Below are 21,179 nucleotides of genomic sequence, written 5' to 3'. Positions count from 1 at the left end.
TTCTGATATGAAACATCTTTTAATAGTGACAATATCATTTCTGTGTTGCTTCGGGGCGGTAAAAGCCCAGAACGTAGTGATCACAGGAAGTATTACCGATAAGGAGAAAGACCGGCCATTGCCCGGCGTCAGCATCCTGATGGGCAATCCGCCTAAAGCTATCGGCGTAGGGGATAACAATGGTAATTTCTCTGTAACGGTACCGGCTAACGCAGAGATCATGTTTAAAATGATCGGTTATAAGGTCATCAAAATAAAAGCATCGGCTAAACAACACATCCAGATACGGATGGAAGTAGAAAGCAATGCATTGAAGGAATACGTAGCCATCGGTTATCAGAAAAAGACCAGGGAAACCGCTACCGGGGCTTCTGTATCTATTAGTGGTAAAGACCTGCAAAGCGTGCCGGTACCCAACGTGATGGAGCTGTTACAGGGTAAGGTAGCCGGCCTGAATATCCAGAACAACAGCGGCGCACCCGGCGCGCGTGGTTCTATGTTCCTCCGCGGTCTGTCCAGCATCGGTATTTCCGGTGGCGGTGGCAACGACGCCTTCCTGACACCCACTTCTCCCTTGTTCGTTATCGATGGGGTACCTATCGATCCAAATACCAACTATGAATATGGTTTCCAACAGGGAGGGCCGGGATTAAGCCCGTTGTCGCTGATTCCTACCGAGGACATTGAAAGCGTGGACGTACTCAAAGATTCCCAGGCTACTTCCCTGTATGGCGCCAGGGGCGCTTATGGTGTGATCCTCATCACCACCAAGCGGGGTAATTCCAAAACGCCGATTATCCAGTACACCACCAACTTCTTCGCCAATTTCGCCCCGAAGCTGAAACAGATCATTGGCGGTAAAGATGAACGGGAAATGCGTATCTGGCAGATCATGAGGTATGATAGTACTATCTACGCCGGCCGGGAGAATATCAACAACAGCCCGTTTCTGTCCGACAGTTTGAATGCGTATTATAACAATTCCACCAACTGGCAGGATATCTTTTACCGCACTACTTTCAACCAAACACATAACGTGTCTGCTTCCGGTGGCGACCAGCGTTTTAACTACAAAGCCAACCTGGGCTATTACAATGAAAAGGGTATTATAGAAAATACCGGGTTTGACCGTTATTCCCTCTCGATGAATACCCAATTCCAGCCTACGCCGCGTTTTCGTTTATTCACCGCCGTAGCGGCTTCACTCGGTAAAAACCAGAAAGGCAGTGGTAACGGTGTTACCCAATCCGGTGTAGCCAGTGCGAGTAATACATCTTCCCTGTTGCCGGCATCTAAATTCACCGGCGGCGCCGATGCGATGAGTACTTTCTCCAACCGCAACGATAATAAAACGGCTAATATCCGCACCAATATTGAAGTGCAGTATGAACTGCTGAAAGGACTGAATGTGAACAGTAATTTTAGTTACGACTATACGAGCGGAGTGGAAGATAATTTCCGCCCGTCGCTGACGAACAACAACTTTGCCCAGGTTTATACCTATGATGATCGTCGTAGTAGTCTGTATAACCGTAACATGCTCACCTATGTGAAGTCCATTAATGATAAACATAATTTCAATATCTACGGCTTCAATGAGTTGAACGTAAAACGTTACCAGGCGCAGATTATGCAGCAGGAGCGCTCTCCCAACGACCAGTACGAAGGTCCGCTGGGGGTAGGTGGCGCCCTTTCCAAAGGAGGTATTTTAAACAACTTCTCTGAAGTGCGTACCGCCTCCTTTGCCGGATCTTTCTCCTACAACTATGATAAAAAGTATGTGGTAGATTTTTCCTATCGCTGGGATGCGGCTTCCTCTAACGGTCCGGATGTGGCTTACACCCGCAACCCTTCTGTGGGCCTGCGCTGGAACTTCAACAAGGAAAACCTGCTGAAAGACCTGAAATGGCTGGATTTCGGCTCACTGCGTGGTAGCTGGGGTAAAAATATTGTACCCTCCGGTAACATCTTCGATGCATATGGCAAATACAATTTCGCCGGCCGGTTCAACAATTCACCCGCTATCGGTCTCGATTTTGGAACCATGCCCAATACCATGCTGCTGCCTACCGTCACTACCCAGTTGAACGGTGGTTTTGAAATCGGGCTGTTTGAAGGGAAGGTATCCCTGATCACCGATGTGTATTACAAGATGGTGGATAACATGACCTGGAATAAAAAACTGGCTAACCACAACGGTTTTACCAATATCAAAACCAACGAAGCCAGTATGGTGAACTATGGTTATGAAGTATCGTTGATGGTGCGGCCATTGCCTCGTAAATGTGCGGTTAACTGGACGCTCAGTTTCAACGGTGCTATCAACCATGACGTACTGGCCAGGCTGCCGGACAATATGCGGGAAATCCTCGTGCCTGGTGATAAGATCACCGATCAGTCCATCCTGTACCGTTTAGGCAGAAACAGTTTATCGAATGTATTGTACCATACCCGCGGCGTTTTTGCCAATGATATGGATGTTCCGGTAGATCCGGCTACTGGTCTGCGTTACCGCACGAGCAATAACGCCAATAGTTTCTTCCGCGCCGGTGATCCTTACTGGACAGATGTGAACGGCGATTATATCCTGGATACACGCGACCAGGTAGTGGTGGGTAATTCACAACCGGCTATCACCGGTGGTGTTACTTCCTATACTACCTATAAAAATTTCTCCCTGAATATTACCATGTCGTACACGGCTATACGGGATATCCTGAATAACTCACTGGCACAGCGTTTCCAGAACCTGTACAACCCATATAACCCGAATGCGCTGGTGCCGATTGATGACTACAACTACTGGAAGTCCGCAGGAGATAAAGCTACTTATCCCAATCCCATGGACTACAAACGGTATGAGTTGTACTACCCTTACCGCTACAACCAGACACTGTTCCAGGAAGATGGTTCCTATTTCAAGATCAATACCATGACCTTGTCTTACAACATCGACCGCAATCTGACCAAACGTTGGGGAATTACTTCACTGCGTGTATACAGCACAGTGAATAACGTGTATACGTTCTCCCGTTATAGTGGTCCGGACCCTGAGAACGTGACTGACCTGGGCCGTGACCGTTCCGACGGTTATCCTAACAGGAGAAGTGTAACCCTGGGGCTGAATGTGCAATTCTGATTTTTAAATGATGAAAATAGTAACCATGAAACGTTGCGTTCATTTTCTGCGTATACTGTTGTTGCTGCTGGTAATCGTATTTTCCGGCTGCAAGAAGTTCCTGAATGTGGAACCACTGGATAATCTCTCGGGTAACAACTACTGGAAGAGCAAAAACGATGTAGAAACATTTACCAAAGATATTTACCGCCTCTTCAGGGTGGCGGCCACTTCCAATATCCTGATCATACAGGCGGATTACCGTTGCGGTCCCTGTAAGCAATCGAAAAGCGCTTTCCCTGCGCGGCAGGATTTTACCTACATATCGCAGAACAACCTGCGGAAAGCCCTGGCAGCCCGTGCTGACAGGACCCTGGCTGGATATGATCCATATACGGAGTGGTGGCAGGCCAACGTACGCTACGACATGATTCCTGACTGGAATAACTTCTACCGGGTGATCCAGTCCTGCAACATCCTGATTCAGAAGCTGAACGATGTGCCGGACCCGGAGCTGACCGGCAGCCTGAAAGCGAAGTACAACGCAGAAGCGGTGTTTATGCGCGCTTTGTCCTACTTCTTTATGGTACGCCTATACGGAGATGTACCTTATTACACCACACCCTACAACCAGGACCCGCTGCCCCGTACCGATATGAAAACGGTATTAGCCAATTGTATTGCTGAGGTAGAAAAAATCAAAAATGACCTGCCCTGGACTTACGATGATCCCGCCAACAGGGCTGTAAGAGCCATGCATGGCGCGGCGCTGGCATTGGGCATGCACATGAATATGTGGCTGGCTGGTTTTGATCCTGCCAGAAAACAGGCTTATTATGAAGCCACAGACCGGCTGGCAAACGAGCTGGAACAACTGGGTGAAAAAGGCCAGGGCGCTTATCGCCTGTTGCCGCTGAGCGAGAGCGTGCAACTGTTCTCCGGCCGTTCCCAGGAGGGATTGTTTGAAATACCACAGAACTTTAACTATGGTGAACTGGTGGCCAGCCGCGTGAGTTTTTCCTTCTCGGTATTACATGAGCCCTATCGTAAAGGAAAACCTTACAGCGAGCTGGTATACTACAGTCAGTATATGAAAAAGATATACCCTGAATCGCAGGCGGATGGCCGTAAAGAGAAATGGTTCGATCAATACATCTATGACGAAACGGGGCTGTTCCAGTTCTTTAAATTCTTCAGCGTATATGCCAATAACTCCGAAGGTGAGCGTTCCAGTGATGATAACTTCATGATTTTCCGTTATGCAGACGCTTTGTTGCTGCATGCAGAAGCGCTGGCGGAACTGGGCCGCGATGACGAAGCCACCGCCTTGCTGAACCGTATCCGTCAACGTGCCGGTGCGGAGCTATTCCCCGCAGAACCGGGCGGCGGCAACCTGAAAGATGCCGTGTACTGGGAACGTTGCCGGGAACTAATGGGAGAGGGGCATTATTTCTACGACCTGGTACGTACGAAAAAGCTGATCGATCCCAAGTACTGCTACAATCCTATTTCCTATTCAGAATTTATACAAGGCGCCTGGACCTGGCCTATCAGCAAGGATGCGATGAAAAACAATCCTTACATGCGTCTGAACGATTTCTGGCAATAAAAACTGTATGAAGATGAATACATATATCCATAAGATAATGCTGCCGGTGCTGATGCTAACAGTGATGGCTATCTGCAGTTGTAAAAAGAACTACTATACCGATACCGGTCTGCATGACCCGAATTATAAAGGTACCGTGCTGCAATACCTGCAATCCAACCCGTTTTATTTTGACACCCTGGTACAGGTGATTAAACTGGCGGGCATGGAAGAAACTTTTAGTAAAGATGAGATTACCTTCTTTGCACCGGCAGATCCCTGCTTTTTCCAGGCTATCCGGTCGCTGAATGACTACCTGAAAGTGAATGGCCGGGATACAGTGCAGCAGCTATCGGATATTAAACCGGCAGTATGGAAGAACATGTTGCAGTTGTACCTGTTCAAAGGTAAAAAGCGATTGCGGGATTATACGCAGGTGGACACGCTGGCGCTGGATACTTACAACGGTCAGGGTTTCCTTTGTTACAATGAACGCCCGCAGAATATCGGTGTCATCTTCAATGACGCCGTAAGCGGTACCTCCGTGATTAAGTACGCCGGATACCGGCAGCTGATGTTGTCCTATATACCGGATTTCTCCCAGCCTCGTTTGCGTTGGCTCAACGTGCCGGTAGCTTCTTCAGATATAGCGCCTTATAACGGTATCGTACATGTGTTGATGTTTTCCAGACATAGTTTTGGTTTCGATCCCTCCCGCTTTATCCTGTTAGCCACTGAAAACGGCGTAGGAAAATAATGACCTATTAATCAACCAGCAATGACAAATGAACTGATATATCTGCGGAATGCCTTGTGTGCGCTCCTGGTAGCCGGTACGGTTTCCTGCAGTAAAAAAGAATCGATCCGTACTGATCTCTATGAAAAAGGAGAATCAGCATTGGGGATTAAGTTCTCTGATGCACTGCCGGTGCCGGCGCAGGGAGCGCCTGGTTCGGAGACGGTATATAAAGTAAAAGGGCTGCTTCCTTTTAAAGACCGGATTAAATGTTTCATGAATGAAGAAGCAGCTACGGTGATAGCGGTGACGGATAGCACGATACGGCTGAAAGTGCCGGAGACGGCCAGTTCCGGCGGTACCACCATCCAGGTTGACGGGCAGGTGTTCTTCGGGCCTTCCTTTGTGGTAAAAGGTCGTGTATCCATCGACGCTACTTTCAAAACACAGGTAGGCACCAACGGCCTTATCCTGGATGTTTTTAAGATGGCTACCGGTAACTGGCTGTTGCTGGGTGGTTTCACCGACTTCGATAAAAAAGCGGCCAGCGCTCCGGTGAACAATATCGTGATGGTATCTGCCGATGGTGAATATCAATCTTCCTTAATGGCCGGCAAAGGACCGAATGGCACTTTGAGCAGCATTGTCCCCCTCAACAACGGGCAGTACCTCGTGGGCGGTACTTTTAATAGTTACAATGGCCGCAAAGGTATCAATGGCCTTACCCGTATCAATTCCAATGGTTCGCTCGATACCATGCAGGTAGAGGTGGTGAACCTGACACCGGAAAATCCGGCTAACAACTACGACACGGTGGCCGCATTCAACGGCGGACTGGTAGGCGCTGTTAACAAGGTGTTCCTGGATAATGGTAAAATTATCGCCATTGGTAACTTCAGCGGCTACTCGACGTATTTCTATGAACGTTCCACCCGTGATACCAAACGTTCCGAGTTTGTATCTATTCCACAGCTGGCAAGGCTGAATATGGACGGTACGCTGGATTCTTCCTATAACTATAACCTGGCCGCCCATAAGGGAAATGAAGGTTTTAACGGCGCCATCTATGATGCCTTTCAGCAGCCATGGGATGGTAAAATTGTGATTGCCGGCAGCTTCACCAAACTGAATGGACAGCCCGTGGGTAATATTGTGCGCCTGAATACGGACGGTACGATTGATCCCGGTTTTACCGCCAGCGCAGATGATGCGGTAGCGCGTATTACCTATAACGCCGCTACAAAGCAGTATATATTCACCGGTAGTTTCAAACGCTATAATACTGTCAATGCAAGTGGTTTGGTTATGGTAGACCGTAATGGTGTGATCAATCCCGGATTTGTACTGGCGCCGCTCACCGGTGGTGGCGTGATACACGCACAACAGTTGACCAGCGGGCTGGTAGTAGTAACCGGCACCTTCAAAAAATACAACGACGTAACCCGTTCCGGTTTTATGATCCTTAATCCTGATGGTACGCTGGCAGCAGGTTATAACAATACCGGCTCCTTCAATGGCATTGTAACGGATATCACAGAAACCAGCAATGCGCTGGGTCAGCCCACTATATTGCTCACGGGTATTATTAACCGGTTCGACAATAAGGAGGTGGGCAATATTGTGCGCGTAGTATTGAATAACAACTGATCAAAGGTGTAAACTATGAAAAAACGCATCCTGAAAAATATATGGCTGTTAGCCTTTGTTGTTGGCGCTGCTTCCTGCAACCACGATTTTGACAACAGGCTGGAACCTAAGACAGGGAACGATAGCAGCGGTTTGGTATATCGTTCGCCCAAAGTGTTATATGTGATCGTAGATGGCGCCAGAGGTACCAGTACCCAGACTGTTAATCCGCCCCGTTTGATGGAGATGTCCGAACATGCGCTGTATACCTGGAACGCCGTAGCAGATACCATCGCTTTACCGGTGACCGCCTGGGCAGATATGCTGACCGGCGTGTATAAAGAAAAACACCAGGTTACCAAAGCTGATTTCTCCGGTAACCAGCTGGCTGCCTGGCCCATGTTTTTCCAGCGACTGAAAAAAGACCAGCCTGCGCTGCGTACCACTGCTTTCTGCGCTTCTGCAGCTTTTAAGGATAACCTGGTGAGCGCTGCCGATGTGAAAGAAAGTTATAACGATGACGCCAGTGTGAAAAATGCGGCACTGAAAGAACTGGAACGCGATAGCGCCGCTGTGGTGCTGGCCCAGTTTGGCAGCGTAGATGCCGCTGGGCGGCAATACGGCTATGATGCCAGCGTACCCGCTTATAGCGGCGCTATTTTGCAGGTAGATAGTTATATCGGTGAGCTGGTGGATAAACTGAAAGCACGTCCCAATTACGGCAGGGAAAACTGGCTGGTGATCGTAGCATCCAATATGGGCGGCTATTTTGCCGTGCCTCCGGCAGATGATGATAAAACCGTATTCAGTGATCCGAGACTGAACCAGTTTGTGATGATTTATCATCCTCGTTTTGCACCTGCTTATGTAGCAAGGCCCAACACCAGTTCCATTCCTTACACCGGTTATGCTGTTACCCTGCAGGGAAAAGACGCATCCGCTATCAATGCTACATTACCCGCTGCCAGCGCTACTGCTTACAATTTCAACGACAAGGGGGATTACACGGTGCAATGTAAAATCAAGATACTGGGTAAAGGTACACCGCAGCCGGCCTTCCTGGCCAAATATGCCAATACCACCGGAGCACAGCCGGGATGGGCGTTCATGTTCCAGTCGGCCGGAGAATGGCGTGTAATCGTAGGCGCTACCGGTAAAGCCCTGGCTTACCTGGTGGGTAAAAACCTGCCGCTGAACGAATGGCATACGCTTACCTTTAAAATCTATACAGAAGGAGCCAAACGTTACGGGGTGGTATTTACCGATGATACCAAACATACGCCTACAGACCTCACCGGCTACAACATCACCAATGCGGCGGACCTGACAGTAGGTTTCTCCCCGGGATGGATCAGTACCGGTTCCAGCCAAACGATCACGGATATACGTATTTACAACGTCGCCCTGGATGATGCTACTATCCAGCAGGACGCGAAATCTACCGTGCCGGATTTCAAAAAGGCTTACAATATCAATAACCTGATCGGTTACTGGCCGTGTACCGAAGGCATCGGTGGCGTATTTAAAGATCTGAGTCCGTCGAAGAAAGACCTGAAGCTCAACGGCGCCTTCAAATGGAATTCTTTCAGTGATCTCAGTGCGTTTATGCGGCCGCCGTTACCGTCCAATGTGGTGCAAACGATGCCTGGCGGCATAGATCTGCCCTATACTATTTTCAACTGGATGAAAGCGCCCGGCTATGCCAGCTGGGGGCTGGATGGCCGTACCCGGATAACCGGTTTTATGGATGTGCAACCCTAATCATTATACCAATTGTGCATTATGAAAAGACTCTTTTTTTTATGCCTGCTGTTTGCAACGATGGGCTGCAGCAAAAAATATGGTTACGATTTTAAAAATGGATTTGAAACCGAACCAAAGAAGGATACTGTTACCATGGACCTGGATACTTCCATGTACAAGGTAGACCGTTCCCAGTACACGCAAGCCCGGGTATTCCCTGGTATGATGGACGTTACGGAGCCGCGGCTCAAAGATTATAAGATAACCCTCAACCTGGCTTATATGCAGGTGCGGAGCGGTGATCTCCGCGTGAGCGTGACCCCACAACCTTATTTTAGTACCGGGTTGTTCGCTCCTGCCGGCGAACTGCTCACTATAGACGTGCCGGAAGGTATCTACGGTTTGCAGGCTAACGTGGGCGCACATACGGATAACCTGGCGGGTGTATCTCCCCTGAAACGTGCGGAGATCATCTATACCCGCACGCAGCTATTCCCCGGGCGTAACTATATCCGTAACCTGTACGGCGGTACTATCTGGATCATCGCAGCCCGTTCCCTGGACAAGACTGTAACGCTGAATGTCAGCGGTGCTGCAAAGTCCGCCGATTTTGTGCTCGGTGAAACAACCGATGCAGACTGGCTGGAGCAGGTTAAAAAAACGACGGTACCCTGGCTGGAACTGCGTGGTAAACGCATGGTGCTCACCATTCCCAAAGACCGCCTGCAGCGGTACCCGCTGGAAAGTCCTACACTGCTGATGCAGGAATGGGATAAAGTGATTGCACTGGATTACAACCAATGGCTGGGCTTATCCGATACGGCAACGGATATACGTCACCTGGCGCCGCAGTTACCCTGGCGTATTGTAATGGATGTACAACCGGTAGTAGGATATGCGCACTCCGGTTTCCCGGTAGTATGTATGATGGATGATAACTGGTTCCGCCAGATTACCAGCGCCGATGCCCTTACGCATGGCGCCAACTGGGGCGCCTTCCACGAGATAGGTCACAATATGCAACAGGGCGGCGTTTGGAGCTGGCCGGAGCTGGGAGAAGTGAGCAACAACCTGTATTCGTTTAAAGTGGACAAACGCAACGGTATCCGCCGGGGCAACTTCAACACGGCTATCGCCATCGGACTTCCTTTCGCTGCTACAGTGTCGGCTACCAAAAAATATGCGGACCTCACCGACCTGACCGGCCGCCTGGCGCCGTTTATCCAGATTTTTGAAAAATACGGCTACGGCTTCTTCACAGAACTGCATATCCGCGCCCGCAACGCCAGGTTTACTTCTATCAATACACAGGACAAAGTGGACTTTTTCTATGAGTGTTTGTGTGACTATACGACAAAGGATATGGAACCTTTTATGAATGCCTGGGGCCTGTATATCAGCAATATCTCCAAAGGAAAGATGTCGGCTAAGTACCCGCTGCTGACCGAACAGGTATGGAAATATGATCCCCGTTGAGTAGTCTCAAATATACAAACTGATGATTCCCATGAACAACAATACGCACCTTTTTCGCCGGCGCCGCGTGCCGCTGGTATTATTACTGGCTGGTTTGGGCGGGGTATTGCTCACCGGTAGCTGTAAAAAATACGCAGATCCGCCACGAGTATATGAACAGGCCGATTCCGTGAAAATCAAAAAGAAAAGAAAGGTCATGCTGATTGTGCTGGAAGGTGCTACCGGACAGGAAGTCAGTAAAGTAATGCCGCCTGCTATCAAGCAGATGCTGGCAAACAGCAAGTACACCTGGAATGCGATCAGCGATCCGGTCACCAACGACCCGGCTACGCTGACCAGTATTATGCGGGGCGTGGCTTCGCTGAAGCACCAGTTCACCGACAGCAGCTTTGAACTGAATGCCAGCGCCGGAGAACACGACGTTGTACCGGTATATCCTACCTTTATCCAACGGTTGCAGGACCTGGGGAAAATCCGGAAATCCACTGCCGTTACCTCCTGGAAAAAGCTGTCCGACAATCTGCTGATATATGCCGATGATCCTTTCACGGTGGCCAATGACGCCGCGGTAAAAGACAAGATCATCGACCGGCTCAATACCCAGAATGATGATCTGTTGGTCGCTGATTTTAACGGTATCAACTTGGCGGGTATCAGCAGCGGCTTTTCTGCAGATGCAGCCGCCTACAGGGACGCTATTGTAAAGACGGATACTTATATCGGCAATATCCTGGAGGCGATTAAAGCGCGTAAAAATTATGATAAAGAAGATTGGCTGGTAGCCGTGACTTCCAATCATGGTGGCAGTGGAAACAGCTATGGCGGTAATTCTGCAGCGGAGCGGAATATCTTCGCCCTGTATTATTCCCCCTCGTTTAAATCTACAGAACTCGCTGCTCCGCCCCAGGTAGAGGTAGTACGCATGCAAGGAAAAGATGCTACCGCAATCAATGCAAAAGTGGCAGCGGCCAATGCAGATCGTTATAATCTCAAAACCAAAGGGGAGTTTACCATCCAGCTAAAACTAAAAATATACAATAAAGGCGTTACACAACCGGCTTTTTTTACCAAGTACGCCAATACCACCGGGGCGCAACCCGGATGGGCGTTTATGTTCCAGGCTGCCGGTGAATGGCGGGTAATCATCGGCGCCAATGGTAAAGCCTTATTATACCTTACCGGGAAAAATCTGCCGCTCAACGAATGGCATGCGCTTACCCTGAAAGTATATGAAGAGAATGGTAAACGCTACGGTGTCGTATATACGGACGGAGAGAAACATACGCCTACGGATATTACCGGCTATGATATTACCAACACGGCCGACCTGGTAGCGGGTTTTAATCAGGGTTATGTGAGCACCGGGCCGGTGTTGAGCATGGCGGATATCCGTTTCTACAATGCTGCACTGCCGGATAATGTGATCGGCTCTTTGCCCTGTACACAGCCGGTGGGCGCCGCAGATCCCTATAATAACAATCTGATTGGTTATTGGCCCTGTACCGATGGTTTAGGTGGTGTGATGAAAGATGTAAGTGCGTCAAAAGCCAATCTGTTGCTGAATGGCAGTTATGCCTGGGAGTTCAGCGAGGCTTATAATTGTGGCCCGCGTAAAGAATATCCCCTCACGAACGTGATTCAGAATACAGACCTGTTTCCCCAGATCATCTACTGGTTTGGTGGTAAGGTAGACGACGCCTGGAAATTGGACGGTAAAGTATGGCTGGACAAGTTTGAAAGTGAATTCGTGAAGTAATGGGAATTTGAATAACAGAAGAGGAGGCTACCCTTGGGGAGTAGCCTCCTCTTTGCATTGGGCGATACCGATTATATTGTACCTTTGGTGATGGCTTTCAGAAAAACTTTTCTCATCATTATTGGGAGTGTGCTAAGCAGCATTGGTACGCTTCATGCACAGGAAAATACATCGACAGTGGATATCTGTAAAATTGAGTTTGCTGCGGCAATTGAGCTGATGTCATCGGCTAAAGTGGTCCCCGCCCCAAAACCGCCTGTGGCCATGGCGGTCTATTATAATCCCGATTATTTATATGGCATGTTGGTCCAGGATGACGGAAAAGAAAGAAGCTGGCTCATTTGGCATCACCGGAAAATGCTGCTTCAGATCGATGATAAACTGGGGTTGCCGCTGAACTACGGAAAACAGCTGAAAACGAATGTCTATCTGCCGGGCGAAGCTAAAGCCGATACTGCCACCTACAGCACTGTAGCTGATTGGGATAACGAAAGTGAGTACGATTCGCCGGGGAAGGGTACGCTCACGCTTACAGAAGATACCACTACCATTCAGGGATATATGTGCCGGAAAGCTATTATTCAATACCATGCTGATAGTCTGGGTAAAGCCGGACCTGTACGCAGCGTGGAAATATGGTACTGTCCGGACTTACCCGCATTCGTGATACCGCCATATTCTTTCTTACAAAAAATACCCGGCGCTGCTTTAGCCATCATGACGGAAAGTACCTATGGAAAGAAGACATTTCTCCAGGCGAGCAGTATTACACAGCAGCAGGAAGATATTACCTTTTTCAGGCCTGCAGAAGATATTCAGATCATGTATCCGCCGGCGCCTGTTAAGCCTTAGATGATAAAAAAATGGCTGACCGTTTAGGTCAGCCATTTTTTATTTCTTGGCAAGTTCGGCTATCTTTTTACGGTCACCTACCAGCCATACCACATCTTCCCATTCAAAAGCCAGATCGGAAGGCGGGTTCAGGATACGTTCCGTGCCGCGGGCGATGCCTACCACCAGGGCGTTGGTTCTTTCCCGGATACCGGAGCTGCGGATGGTTTGTCCTGTCAGTCCATTGTGTTCGTCTACTACAATACTGGTAAGGCCTACATTGTCGTCCGCCATGTCGTCGCTTCTTTCCACATTCAGCGTGTTGACAACCCGGTTAAATTCTTCCAGTTGCGCTTCTGTTCCAATGGCGACGATCACGTCGTTAGGGAACAGTTTTTCCTGACGGGTAGGCGCGTAGATGGTGACGTTCCCTCTCTTGATAGCACCTACATTGATACCGTATTTCTCTCGTAGCTGAAGGTCCACCAGCGGCGTATCGATCAGCGAAGACCATGGGTTGATTTCTATTTCGGATACCTGGGCATCCCAGGGGAGGAGATCGGCAGCAGCAGATTTTTTAGCGGCGGCATCGGCAGCTTCACGCGCATTGAGATTGGTGAGGAAGCGGTTTTCGATGCGGTTGTAATATTTCTGCAACTGTTGGCGCAGGGCCAGCAATACCACTGCCATCACCAGCGTGGTACCCAACAGTGCCTGCCAGAAGGTGAAGAACTGATTGAGCAGGAAACCTACCAGCAGCACGGCAATCACGTTGCGGATCACTTCCACTACTACCAGCGGGCCGCGGTTATACTTGGAATCAAGCCAGAGCGCCTTATAGGCGATACCCTGTACTTTTTTGATGGTGAGCGCGGAAATAAAAGGCGCCATCATGGCGATAGCCAGCACTACAGCGATCAGTTTGGCGAGCAGTTGGTTTTGCACATATCTTTCAATGAAAGGCCATACGTAGTAGGTGTTGAGCAGGATGATGGCGATCAGTATCACGCCGTTCAGGATAATGACCTTCAGATAAGCGTGGAGTACCACGCGCCAGTCGCTCTCCGCCTGCAACGTTTGGGAGCTGGCGGAATAACGGTTCAGCGCCAGCAGCCATTTTTCCGGGATGATTTTTTCCAGCCAGTTGTACATGGGCTTGGAGAAGCGGATCATGTAAGGCGTGGTGAAGGTGGTAACGGCGGAAACACCTACGGCTACGGGGAACAGGAATTGACTGGTTACGCCCAGCGTTACCCCCAGCGTGGCAATGATAAAAGCAAATTCCCCTACCTGCGCCATACTCATACCTACCTGCACGGCTTCTTTCAACGGCCGGCCGGATATCAGGGCGCCCAGGGAGGTACTGAAGAATTTACCGAAGATGGTCAGCAACGTAATCCACAGCACCGGCCAGCGGTATTCCACAATCATTTCCGGGTTGATCAGCATCCCTACTGATACAAAGAAAATAGCGCCGAAAAGGTCTTTTACCGGCTGTATCAGGTGCTCTACTTTTTCAGAAGAGGTAGTTTCCGCAATGATGGAACCCATGATGAAGGCGCCCAGCTCGGCAGAGAAACCTACCTGGGTAGCCAGTATCACCATACCCAGACAGAGCGCGATACTGAGAATGAGCAGCGTTTCGCTGTTCATATATTTCTCCATCTTTTTCAGGAAGGTAGGCAACAGGAAGATGCCCGCCAGGAACCATACGGCGAGGAAAAACATCAGTTTGGCAATGGTGAACAACATCTGTGAACCTTCAAACTGTTTGCTCACCGCCATGGTGGAAAGTAATACCATCAACAGGATCACCACAATGTCTTCTATTACCAATACGCCAAATACAATTTTGGTAAAAGGCTTTTTCTTGATACCCAGTTCTTCAAAAGCCCGGATAATGATAGTGGTGGAAGAACTGGCGAGCAAACCGCCCAGAAACAGGCTGTCCATCGTACTCCAGCCCATCAGTTGACCGGTAAAATACCCGGCCACGGTGATCACGCCGATCTCCACAAAGGCGGTAATCGCCGCCGTGCCTCCTACACGCATCAGCTTTTTAAAGCTGAATTCCAGTCCCAAAGAAAATAACAAAAAGATCACGCCAATCTCCGACCATATTTTAACACTCTCTTCATCACTGATAGAGGGAAAAAGGTGGAAATGCGGGCCCACCAGAAAGCCGGCGATGATATAACCCAATACCATGGGCTGTTTCAGTCGTCTGAATAATAAAGTAATAATACCTGCCGCTCCAAGGATCAATGCCAGGTCAATAATCAATTTCGGTAGATGCATACAGTAAAAATCGATTTATAGATTGCGTAAATGTACGGTATGCCAAAGCGTGTAAACGCCCCGGCATATGTGTTAAAGCCAGTTTTCGAATCTCTGAACTTTGCTAATATATTATTTTTTCAGGGGGTTGACAAGTGAAATACTTTTAATGTATGGCTTTGTAGGGGCTAATTACAGCCTTTTGATGGCCTCAATCACCATTCGAAGGCTATTTTTCTTGGTACTATATGGCAACCATTCCTGTATGGCAGCGACATTCAGCATCGCCAGGTTATCCTCATCTATTCGAAGGTTTTCGGTCAAATATTCAATAGCCATTCGGCGGCTTCTTAGTATAATGCCGGGAGTGGTAATAATTTTATCCGATAAGGCTTTCTCGGGGGTCGCTACAAGAGCAAATTGATCCTCCCACAGTTCCGTATGTTTTATACCATAGGTGTAGTATGGAAGAGGAAGATGATAATACGCATATCGATTGACTGGAGTGTCAAATTGGCAACTGGCTTGTGTGGTCATGGAAGATACCTCAAATACACGTTCCGGAATCAATCCGTGATAGGACAACGCGACATCAAGGGAAACGTAGCTGGGGCCAAATATATGATTAGCCACGAGGAAGCGCTCTGGACGCCGAATTTTGAGAGCGGGGCCAGGAATGTAAAGCCCCTCTTTCATAGGGAAAAGTACTTTTTCTTGTACCAATGTCTGAATCTTATCAGTAGGTTGACTATAACCTTTGAGTATGGACAACAATATTGCTTGGGTAAGCAGTTGCCCTTGAAAGGGCGCAAAGGCTGTGTTTATATTCATTAAAATATTAATTTAATATATGCTTAGTCCTCATGCCCAAATTTAACATTTTCATTTCCTCCCCAGATACTCCGATGGCAGCATCCCAAACTGTTTCTGGAAATTACGGCTGAAATTATTCAGCGACGCAAACCCGGTCATTTCTGCCGCTTCATTTACTTTGTAATACCCGCTATCCAGCAGCATAGCGGCCTTTTTGAGCCGGGTAAGATTGATCAGCTCATGAGGGGTAAGATCGGAGATGACTTTGATTTTACGATACAGCGTAGGGCGGCTCATATTCATCTTGTCGGCCAGGACTTCCACATCCAGATTCACGTCAGTGAGATGCTGAAGGATAATCTCATGCAATTTATCCAGGAAGGCTTCATCGGCACGGGAGATGGCCATGCTGCGGATATGGACGGCTGGTGTGGAGGTGAAATGGTCCCTTACTTTCTGCCGGTTGCTTAACAGACTGGCGATCTGTGCTTCCAGGTGCGCGGGGGAGAAAGGTTTTTCGATATAGGCGTCTGCACCGAGTTCCAGGCCTTCGATTTTAGACTGTAAGGTATTGCGGGCGGTGAGCAATATCACGGGGATATGACTGTATTCCACATCGGACTTAATCTGCCGGCATAGATCAAACCCGTCCATTTCGGGCATCATCACGTCGCTGATGATGAGCTGAATAGTGCTGTCACGCAGTATCTGCAGGGCAGCAACGCCATCGCGGGCGGTGATGATTTGGTACTTTTCTTCCAGATCATCGGCGATGAAATCCAGTATCTCCTGGTTATCGTCAACCAATAACAACTGTGGCCGGGTTATGATATGTTTTTCCATTTGCTGAGATTAAATTCTATTTCCTGGTGGATAGGTAATGTCAGTACAAATACATTATAACGGTGATGCGCATATTGTAAGGTAAGCGTTCCCTGATGCAGCTGTACGAGTGATCGCGCTATGGATAAGCCCAGCCCGGTACCCGGCTGATTGTCGGCGCTTTTGCCCCGGAAGAAAGGCTCAAATATTTTTTCTTTCATCTCGGATGGAATCAATACGCCGTCGTTCTGAATGTGAATCGTGAAATATTGGTCGTTTTCTTCCACAGGCAGCAGTTCAATTAATACCGTACCGGCGGCGTATTTGATGGCATTGCTGACGAGGTTGCTCACAATTTTATGGAACGCTTCCAGATCTACATAGGCAAAGAAATGGGGAACGGGTAAGGCTATACGGAATTGCAGCTCTTTCTGTTCAGCGGCGGGTATGAACTGCAGGTGTATCTCCTGTAACAGCGCGGGGACAGGGGCTTTCACGAAATTAAGTTTGTAACCGTTGATTTCGGTGCTCCTGAAATCGAGTAACTGGTTGGTGAGGTCCAGCAGCCGGTTGGTATTACGTTCCATGATCAGCAGGTTCTTTTGTATCTGCGGTACTTCAGCAGAACGTTGTATCACCTTTTCCATCGGTCCTTTAATGAGGGTGAGCGGGGTACGGATCTCATGGGCGATGTGGGTAAAAAACTCAATCTTGGCCTGGTACAGTTCTTTTTCTTTTTCGTGTTCCAGCAGTTCCATACGGCGTTGCTGCTGTTGCCGGTTGCGGATACGGTAATGCCGGACAATATACCAGACGAGGCTGCACAGGGTTACAAGATACAGGACATACGCGGGATAGCTGGCCCAGAAGGGAGGCAGGATGCGGATGGTGAGCTGCCGTGGGGCGCTGGTCCATTGCCCGCTGTTGTTGGCGGCTTTCACCAGGAAATGATAGGTGCCGGGTGATAGTTTGGTGAAAACGGCCTTGCGGTTGGTTTCCAGGTAAGTCCAGTCTTTGTCGAGCCCTTCCATCTTATAGGCATAGGGCGTGGTTTCTGGTGAATTAAAACGCAGCGCGGCAAAGTCTATACTGAAAGAGGACTGGTCGTAGGCGAGCGTGATGGTATCGGTATAGTTAATCGCGCGGGCCAGTTCAGGGCCACCGGGTAACAGTGGTTTGTTGAATACCTGGAAACCGGTGAGGTACACCGGCGGTACATAGCTGTCGGCCGGCAGACTGGCAGGATTAAAGCGTATCATACCTTTTACGCTGCCGAAGTACAAAGTGCCGCAGCTGTCTTTGTAAGCGGAATTATAATTAAACTGATCATTGAGCAGCCCGTTGGCTTTGGTGTATACTTTAATAGCGCCGCTTGCGGGATGCAGATGGGCAAGGCCTTTGGAGGTGGTGATCCACAAATCGTGCTGGTCATCTTCCAAAAGATTATAGGTCATATTGCTCAACAGGCCATTGTGAGTGGTATACCGTACAAAACGCCCGGTGGATTTATCCAGCCGGCATAAACCGCCTTCTGTGGCGCACCAGAGCTGGTAGCGGCTGTCTTCCAGGATGTGGTCTACCCGGTTGTTGGGCAAACTGGTGCTATCTGTATCGCTGAACAGATACACGCCTTTTTTGCCTGTATGCGGATTAAAATGATATAACCCATCACGGGTAGTACCCGCCCAGTAAGTGCCTTCGCTATCCTGGTAAAGGCAGGTGTAGAAAATATAGCCGGGTACTTCTTTAACAGGAATAAAACCATCGCGTTCCCGCGTATAACGGTAAAGCCCCCTCGAAGTACAGAACAATACATCGCCTTGCCGGTCCTGCGTAATACTGTAGATGAAATTGCTGTGCAGGTCGTAGGGGCCGTTGCCGGCGGAATAATGCCGGAAAAATTTGCCGGTGCGTACGTTCAGGAGGTCGAGACCATGCTCGAAAGTGCCTATCCAGAGGGTATCGCCGGTAACGAGCAATCCATGCAGGTTGGTGTGCGACAAACCGCCACCACCGGGCAATGGCCGGATGTTGCTGATATTGCCGCTACGTATATCCATTTTGTTGAGTCCTCCGTCTTCGGTGCCTATCCAGAGCTGACCGTAACGGTCGGCGCAAATTTCCCGTACGGCATTGCCGCCGAGCGCATTTTCACCGGTGCGCGGAAAAAACTTTTCAAACGCGGTATAGGCCCCGGTAAAATAATTGACGCCTCCAAAGTAGGTGCCTGCCCAGATGCCGCCTTCCCGGTCGCGGTACAGCGTGTAGACAGCATTGTCGGAAATAGAGTAGGGGTCGTTGTATTTTTTCCGGAGATTGATATAACTGCCATTGGAAGGATGATAGATATAGATACCGCTTTCCGTGGCGATCCAGTATTCATCCGGACCACGACGCAGAAAATCGCGTACATACGTGCCCGTGCCTTCGGCCGTGAGGGTAAGCTGGTCCTGGTAGGTATGCAGCCGGGTATTGAATACTTTCAATCCCTGCGTGGTAGTGCCCACCAGGATAGTATCCTGGCCGGTAGCTACCATTTTGGTGATCCAGGTAGAAGTCACGGGAGGAGAGTGGTCATATAACGGATAAGCTGTAAACCGGTCGGTTTGTTTGTTGTATACCGCTATTTGCCCTTCGGGCGATGATAGCCAGATATTGCCATCAGCGGCCCTGCAAAGGTTACTGGCAGATGGGTAATGCGCGGGAGCGATCAGCGCTCCGTTACGCGGGTTGTAACGGTATAGTTTCAGATCTACGCTGAACCAGATATTACCGTCCGGGTCTTTGTCTATCGCCAGCACAATACCGGGCTTTGCGGGGATCGCTTTAAACGCTTCAGTGGCGGGGTTGTACACATACAGGCCTTTATCTGTGCCCACATACAATAGGCCGTCATTATCTTCCCACAATACAGCAATGTAATTACCACCGATACTGCCGGGCTGCTGCGGATCGTGACGGAATACCCGGAACGTATAACCATCAAACCGGTTGAGGCCGTCCTTGGTGCCAAACCACATGAAGCCCTGCCTGTCCTGCCAGGTACAGATCACAGCATTGTTCGACAGCCCGTTCTCTACCTGGTAATGTATAAAGTTGACAGACTGGCTGCGCGCCGGGAAGCTGGCAAACAGCAACAGGAAAATGACAATACAACGTGCCCGCAAAAACAAAGGTTTTTATAAAGATAATAATATCCATTTCCATTGACGAATTACTGTCCACCCTAAAAAATGAGACAATTTGTAAAAAGAATGAGACAAAAAGGTGTACTATAAAGCCGGCTTTACTGTTTCTTTGGAGAATACGTTAAGCGTTTTTTGTACGCTTAAATCAATCAACATCTATGTTATGAAAGGCAGGTACCTGTTGCCCTTATATCTTTTGCTGACAATGACCGGTTTTAGCCAGACAGTCAAACCGGACACTACCGGAACGTTCACCAATCCCTTACTGCCCGGTGGCCCCGACCCCTGGGTGATACGGGAACAGGGCGTATATTATTACATGGCTACTACCGGGCGTAATATCACGATCCGTAAAACAAAGGCCATGTCAGCTTTATCCACGGCGCCGGCCACCGTAGTATGGACTGCTCCGGCCAAAGGCCCGGATGCCCGCGATATATGGGCGCCTGAATTGCACCGCCTGGATGGTAAATGGTACCTGTATTACACCGCCGGCTCATCAGACAGCATCCATCCCCAGCACACCTTTGTACTGGAAAACGCTGCGGCAGATCCAACTACGGGTACCTGGACCAGCAAAGGCCAGATCCGCGACACCGCAGCTGATTACTTCGCCATCGATGGCACCGTCTTTTCGTATAAGGGAAACCGTTACTTTATATGGAGCGGGCATAATGGTAAAGATAATGTGCAGCGTATCTACATCGCCCGCATGAAAAACCCATGGACACTGGCTTCCGGCCGCGTGGAAATTGCTGCGCCACAATATGCCTGGGAGAAAAACGGTATCAACGAAGGCCCGGAGATACTGGTCAACAAACAACAGGATGTATTCCTGGTATTCTCCGTCAGCGGCTGCTGGACGGATGATTACGCCCTCGGTCTGATGCGCCTGAAGAAAAATGCTGACCCGCTGGTAGCGGCCAACTGGACCAAAATGCCGGCACCCATTCTCAGCGGCAAACCGGAAAACGGCGCTTTCTCGCCCGGGCACAACGGCTTCTTCAAATCTGGTGATGGCAAAGAGGACTGGATCATCTATCACGCTAATTCCCGCGCAGGACAAGGCTGCGGCGGCCAACGTAATCCAAGAATACAACGTTTCTCCTGGGATGACAATGGTTTGCCCGTTATCGGTGAACCGGTGAAAATAGGTACGCCACAACGTAAACCCGCGGGGGAATAAACTTCAACCGATAATCAAC

The 21,179-nt window shown here is 49.2% G+C and carries 13 protein-coding genes; 9 read left to right on the top strand and 4 right to left on the bottom strand.

Annotated elements, in window-relative coordinates; genetic code table 11:
• Nucleotides 1-7 precede the first annotated feature (7 nt).
• From ICL07_RS18005 to ICL07_RS17970, 8 genes are all read left to right on the top strand, one after another.
• Nucleotides 8-3,139 (top strand): SusC/RagA family TonB-linked outer membrane protein, encoded by a 3,132-nt coding sequence (locus ICL07_RS18005; RefSeq protein WP_188089414.1) that lies wholly within the window; start codon nucleotides 8-10, stop codon nucleotides 3,137-3,139.
• 25 nt (nucleotides 3,140-3,164) lie between these two features.
• On the top strand, nucleotides 3,165-4,727 hold the full coding sequence (locus ICL07_RS18000) for a RagB/SusD family nutrient uptake outer membrane protein (RefSeq protein WP_223151970.1): 1,563 nt from the start codon (nucleotides 3,165-3,167) through the stop codon (nucleotides 4,725-4,727).
• A 13-nt stretch (nucleotides 4,728-4,740) separates the two neighbouring features.
• Nucleotides 4,741-5,463: a fasciclin domain-containing protein gene (locus ICL07_RS17995; protein WP_188089412.1), complete on the top strand. Its 723-nt coding sequence runs from the start codon at nucleotides 4,741-4,743 to the stop codon at nucleotides 5,461-5,463.
• Nucleotides 5,464-5,484: 21 nt separating this feature from the next.
• Complete coding sequence (locus ICL07_RS17990) at nucleotides 5,485-7,089, top strand: DUF5008 domain-containing protein (protein ID WP_188089411.1); 1,605 nt, start codon at nucleotides 5,485-5,487, stop codon at nucleotides 7,087-7,089.
• Between the two features lie 15 nt (nucleotides 7,090-7,104).
• On the top strand, nucleotides 7,105-8,829 hold the full coding sequence (locus ICL07_RS17985) for an alkaline phosphatase family protein (RefSeq protein WP_188089410.1): 1,725 nt from the start codon (nucleotides 7,105-7,107) through the stop codon (nucleotides 8,827-8,829).
• 21 nt (nucleotides 8,830-8,850) lie between these two features.
• Entirely contained in the window at nucleotides 8,851-10,287 is a 1,437-nt protein-coding gene (locus ICL07_RS17980) for a M60 family metallopeptidase (RefSeq protein ID WP_188089409.1), read from the top strand.
• A gap of 31 nt (nucleotides 10,288-10,318) precedes the next feature.
• Complete coding sequence (locus ICL07_RS17975) at nucleotides 10,319-12,043, top strand: DUF4983 domain-containing protein (RefSeq protein WP_188089408.1); 1,725 nt, start codon at nucleotides 10,319-10,321, stop codon at nucleotides 12,041-12,043.
• 90 nt (nucleotides 12,044-12,133) lie between these two features.
• A complete protein-coding gene (locus tag ICL07_RS17970) occupies nucleotides 12,134-12,895 on the top strand; it encodes a hypothetical protein (RefSeq protein ID WP_188089407.1) in 762 nt (253 codons plus the stop codon).
• Nucleotides 12,896-12,934: 39 nt separating this feature from the next.
• On the opposite strand, the gene ICL07_RS17965 is transcribed toward ICL07_RS17970, so the two are convergent.
• From ICL07_RS17965 to ICL07_RS17950, 4 genes are all read right to left on the bottom strand, one after another.
• Nucleotides 12,935-15,172: a cation:proton antiporter gene (locus tag ICL07_RS17965; RefSeq protein ID WP_188089406.1), complete on the bottom strand. Its 2,238-nt coding sequence runs from the start codon at nucleotides 15,170-15,172 to the stop codon at nucleotides 12,935-12,937.
• 171 nt (nucleotides 15,173-15,343) lie between these two features.
• Nucleotides 15,344-15,982, bottom strand: coding sequence for a type IV toxin-antitoxin system AbiEi family antitoxin domain-containing protein (locus ICL07_RS17960; RefSeq protein WP_188089405.1), 639 nt, complete (start codon nucleotides 15,980-15,982; stop codon nucleotides 15,344-15,346).
• A gap of 51 nt (nucleotides 15,983-16,033) precedes the next feature.
• Entirely contained in the window at nucleotides 16,034-16,807 is a 774-nt protein-coding gene (locus tag ICL07_RS17955) for a response regulator transcription factor (protein ID WP_188089404.1), read from the bottom strand.
• Nucleotides 16,789-19,953 carry a ligand-binding sensor domain-containing protein gene (locus tag ICL07_RS17950; protein WP_188089403.1) on the bottom strand — a complete coding sequence of 1,055 codons (3,165 nt, stop codon included), beginning with the start codon at nucleotides 19,951-19,953 and terminating at the stop codon, nucleotides 16,789-16,791. The genes ICL07_RS17955 and ICL07_RS17950 overlap by 19 nt, the downstream gene beginning before the upstream one ends.
• Nucleotides 19,954-20,137: 184 nt before the next feature.
• Here ICL07_RS17950 and ICL07_RS17945 point away from each other — a divergent pair, with 184 nt between their 5' ends.
• On the top strand, nucleotides 20,138-21,160 hold the full coding sequence (locus tag ICL07_RS17945; RefSeq protein WP_246485086.1) for a glycoside hydrolase family 43 protein: 1,023 nt from the start codon (nucleotides 20,138-20,140) through the stop codon (nucleotides 21,158-21,160).
• Nucleotides 21,161-21,179 lie beyond the last annotated feature (19 nt).

Origin of the sequence: Chitinophaga qingshengii (assembly GCF_014529935.1) — a bacterium.
Classification (GTDB): domain Bacteria; phylum Bacteroidota; class Bacteroidia; order Chitinophagales; family Chitinophagaceae; genus Chitinophaga; species Chitinophaga qingshengii.
The sequence above is the reverse complement of the archived record's forward strand: the minus strand, read 5'-3'. Positions and strand labels throughout refer to the sequence as shown.

Coding starts and splice junctions, on each gene's coding strand:
- ICL07_RS18005 (WP_188089414.1), top strand. CDS start 8: ATGAAACATCTTTTAATAGTGACAATATCATTTCTGTGTTGCTTCGGG.
- ICL07_RS18000 (WP_223151970.1), top strand. CDS start 3,165: ATGAAACGTTGCGTTCATTTTCTGCGTATACTGTTGTTGCTGCTGGTA.
- ICL07_RS17995 (WP_188089412.1), top strand. CDS start 4,741: ATGAATACATATATCCATAAGATAATGCTGCCGGTGCTGATGCTAACA.
- ICL07_RS17990 (WP_188089411.1), top strand. CDS start 5,485: ATGACAAATGAACTGATATATCTGCGGAATGCCTTGTGTGCGCTCCTG.
- ICL07_RS17985 (WP_188089410.1), top strand. CDS start 7,105: ATGAAAAAACGCATCCTGAAAAATATATGGCTGTTAGCCTTTGTTGTT.
- ICL07_RS17980 (WP_188089409.1), top strand. CDS start 8,851: ATGAAAAGACTCTTTTTTTTATGCCTGCTGTTTGCAACGATGGGCTGC.
- ICL07_RS17975 (WP_188089408.1), top strand. CDS start 10,319: ATGAACAACAATACGCACCTTTTTCGCCGGCGCCGCGTGCCGCTGGTA.
- ICL07_RS17970 (WP_188089407.1), top strand. CDS start 12,134: ATGGCTTTCAGAAAAACTTTTCTCATCATTATTGGGAGTGTGCTAAGC.
- ICL07_RS17965 (WP_188089406.1), bottom strand. CDS start 15,172: ATGCATCTACCGAAATTGATTATTGACCTGGCATTGATCCTTGGAGCG.
- ICL07_RS17960 (WP_188089405.1), bottom strand. CDS start 15,982: ATGAATATAAACACAGCCTTTGCGCCCTTTCAAGGGCAACTGCTTACC.
- ICL07_RS17955 (WP_188089404.1), bottom strand. CDS start 16,807: ATGGAAAAACATATCATAACCCGGCCACAGTTGTTATTGGTTGACGAT.
- ICL07_RS17945 (WP_246485086.1), top strand. CDS start 20,138: ATGAAAGGCAGGTACCTGTTGCCCTTATATCTTTTGCTGACAATGACC.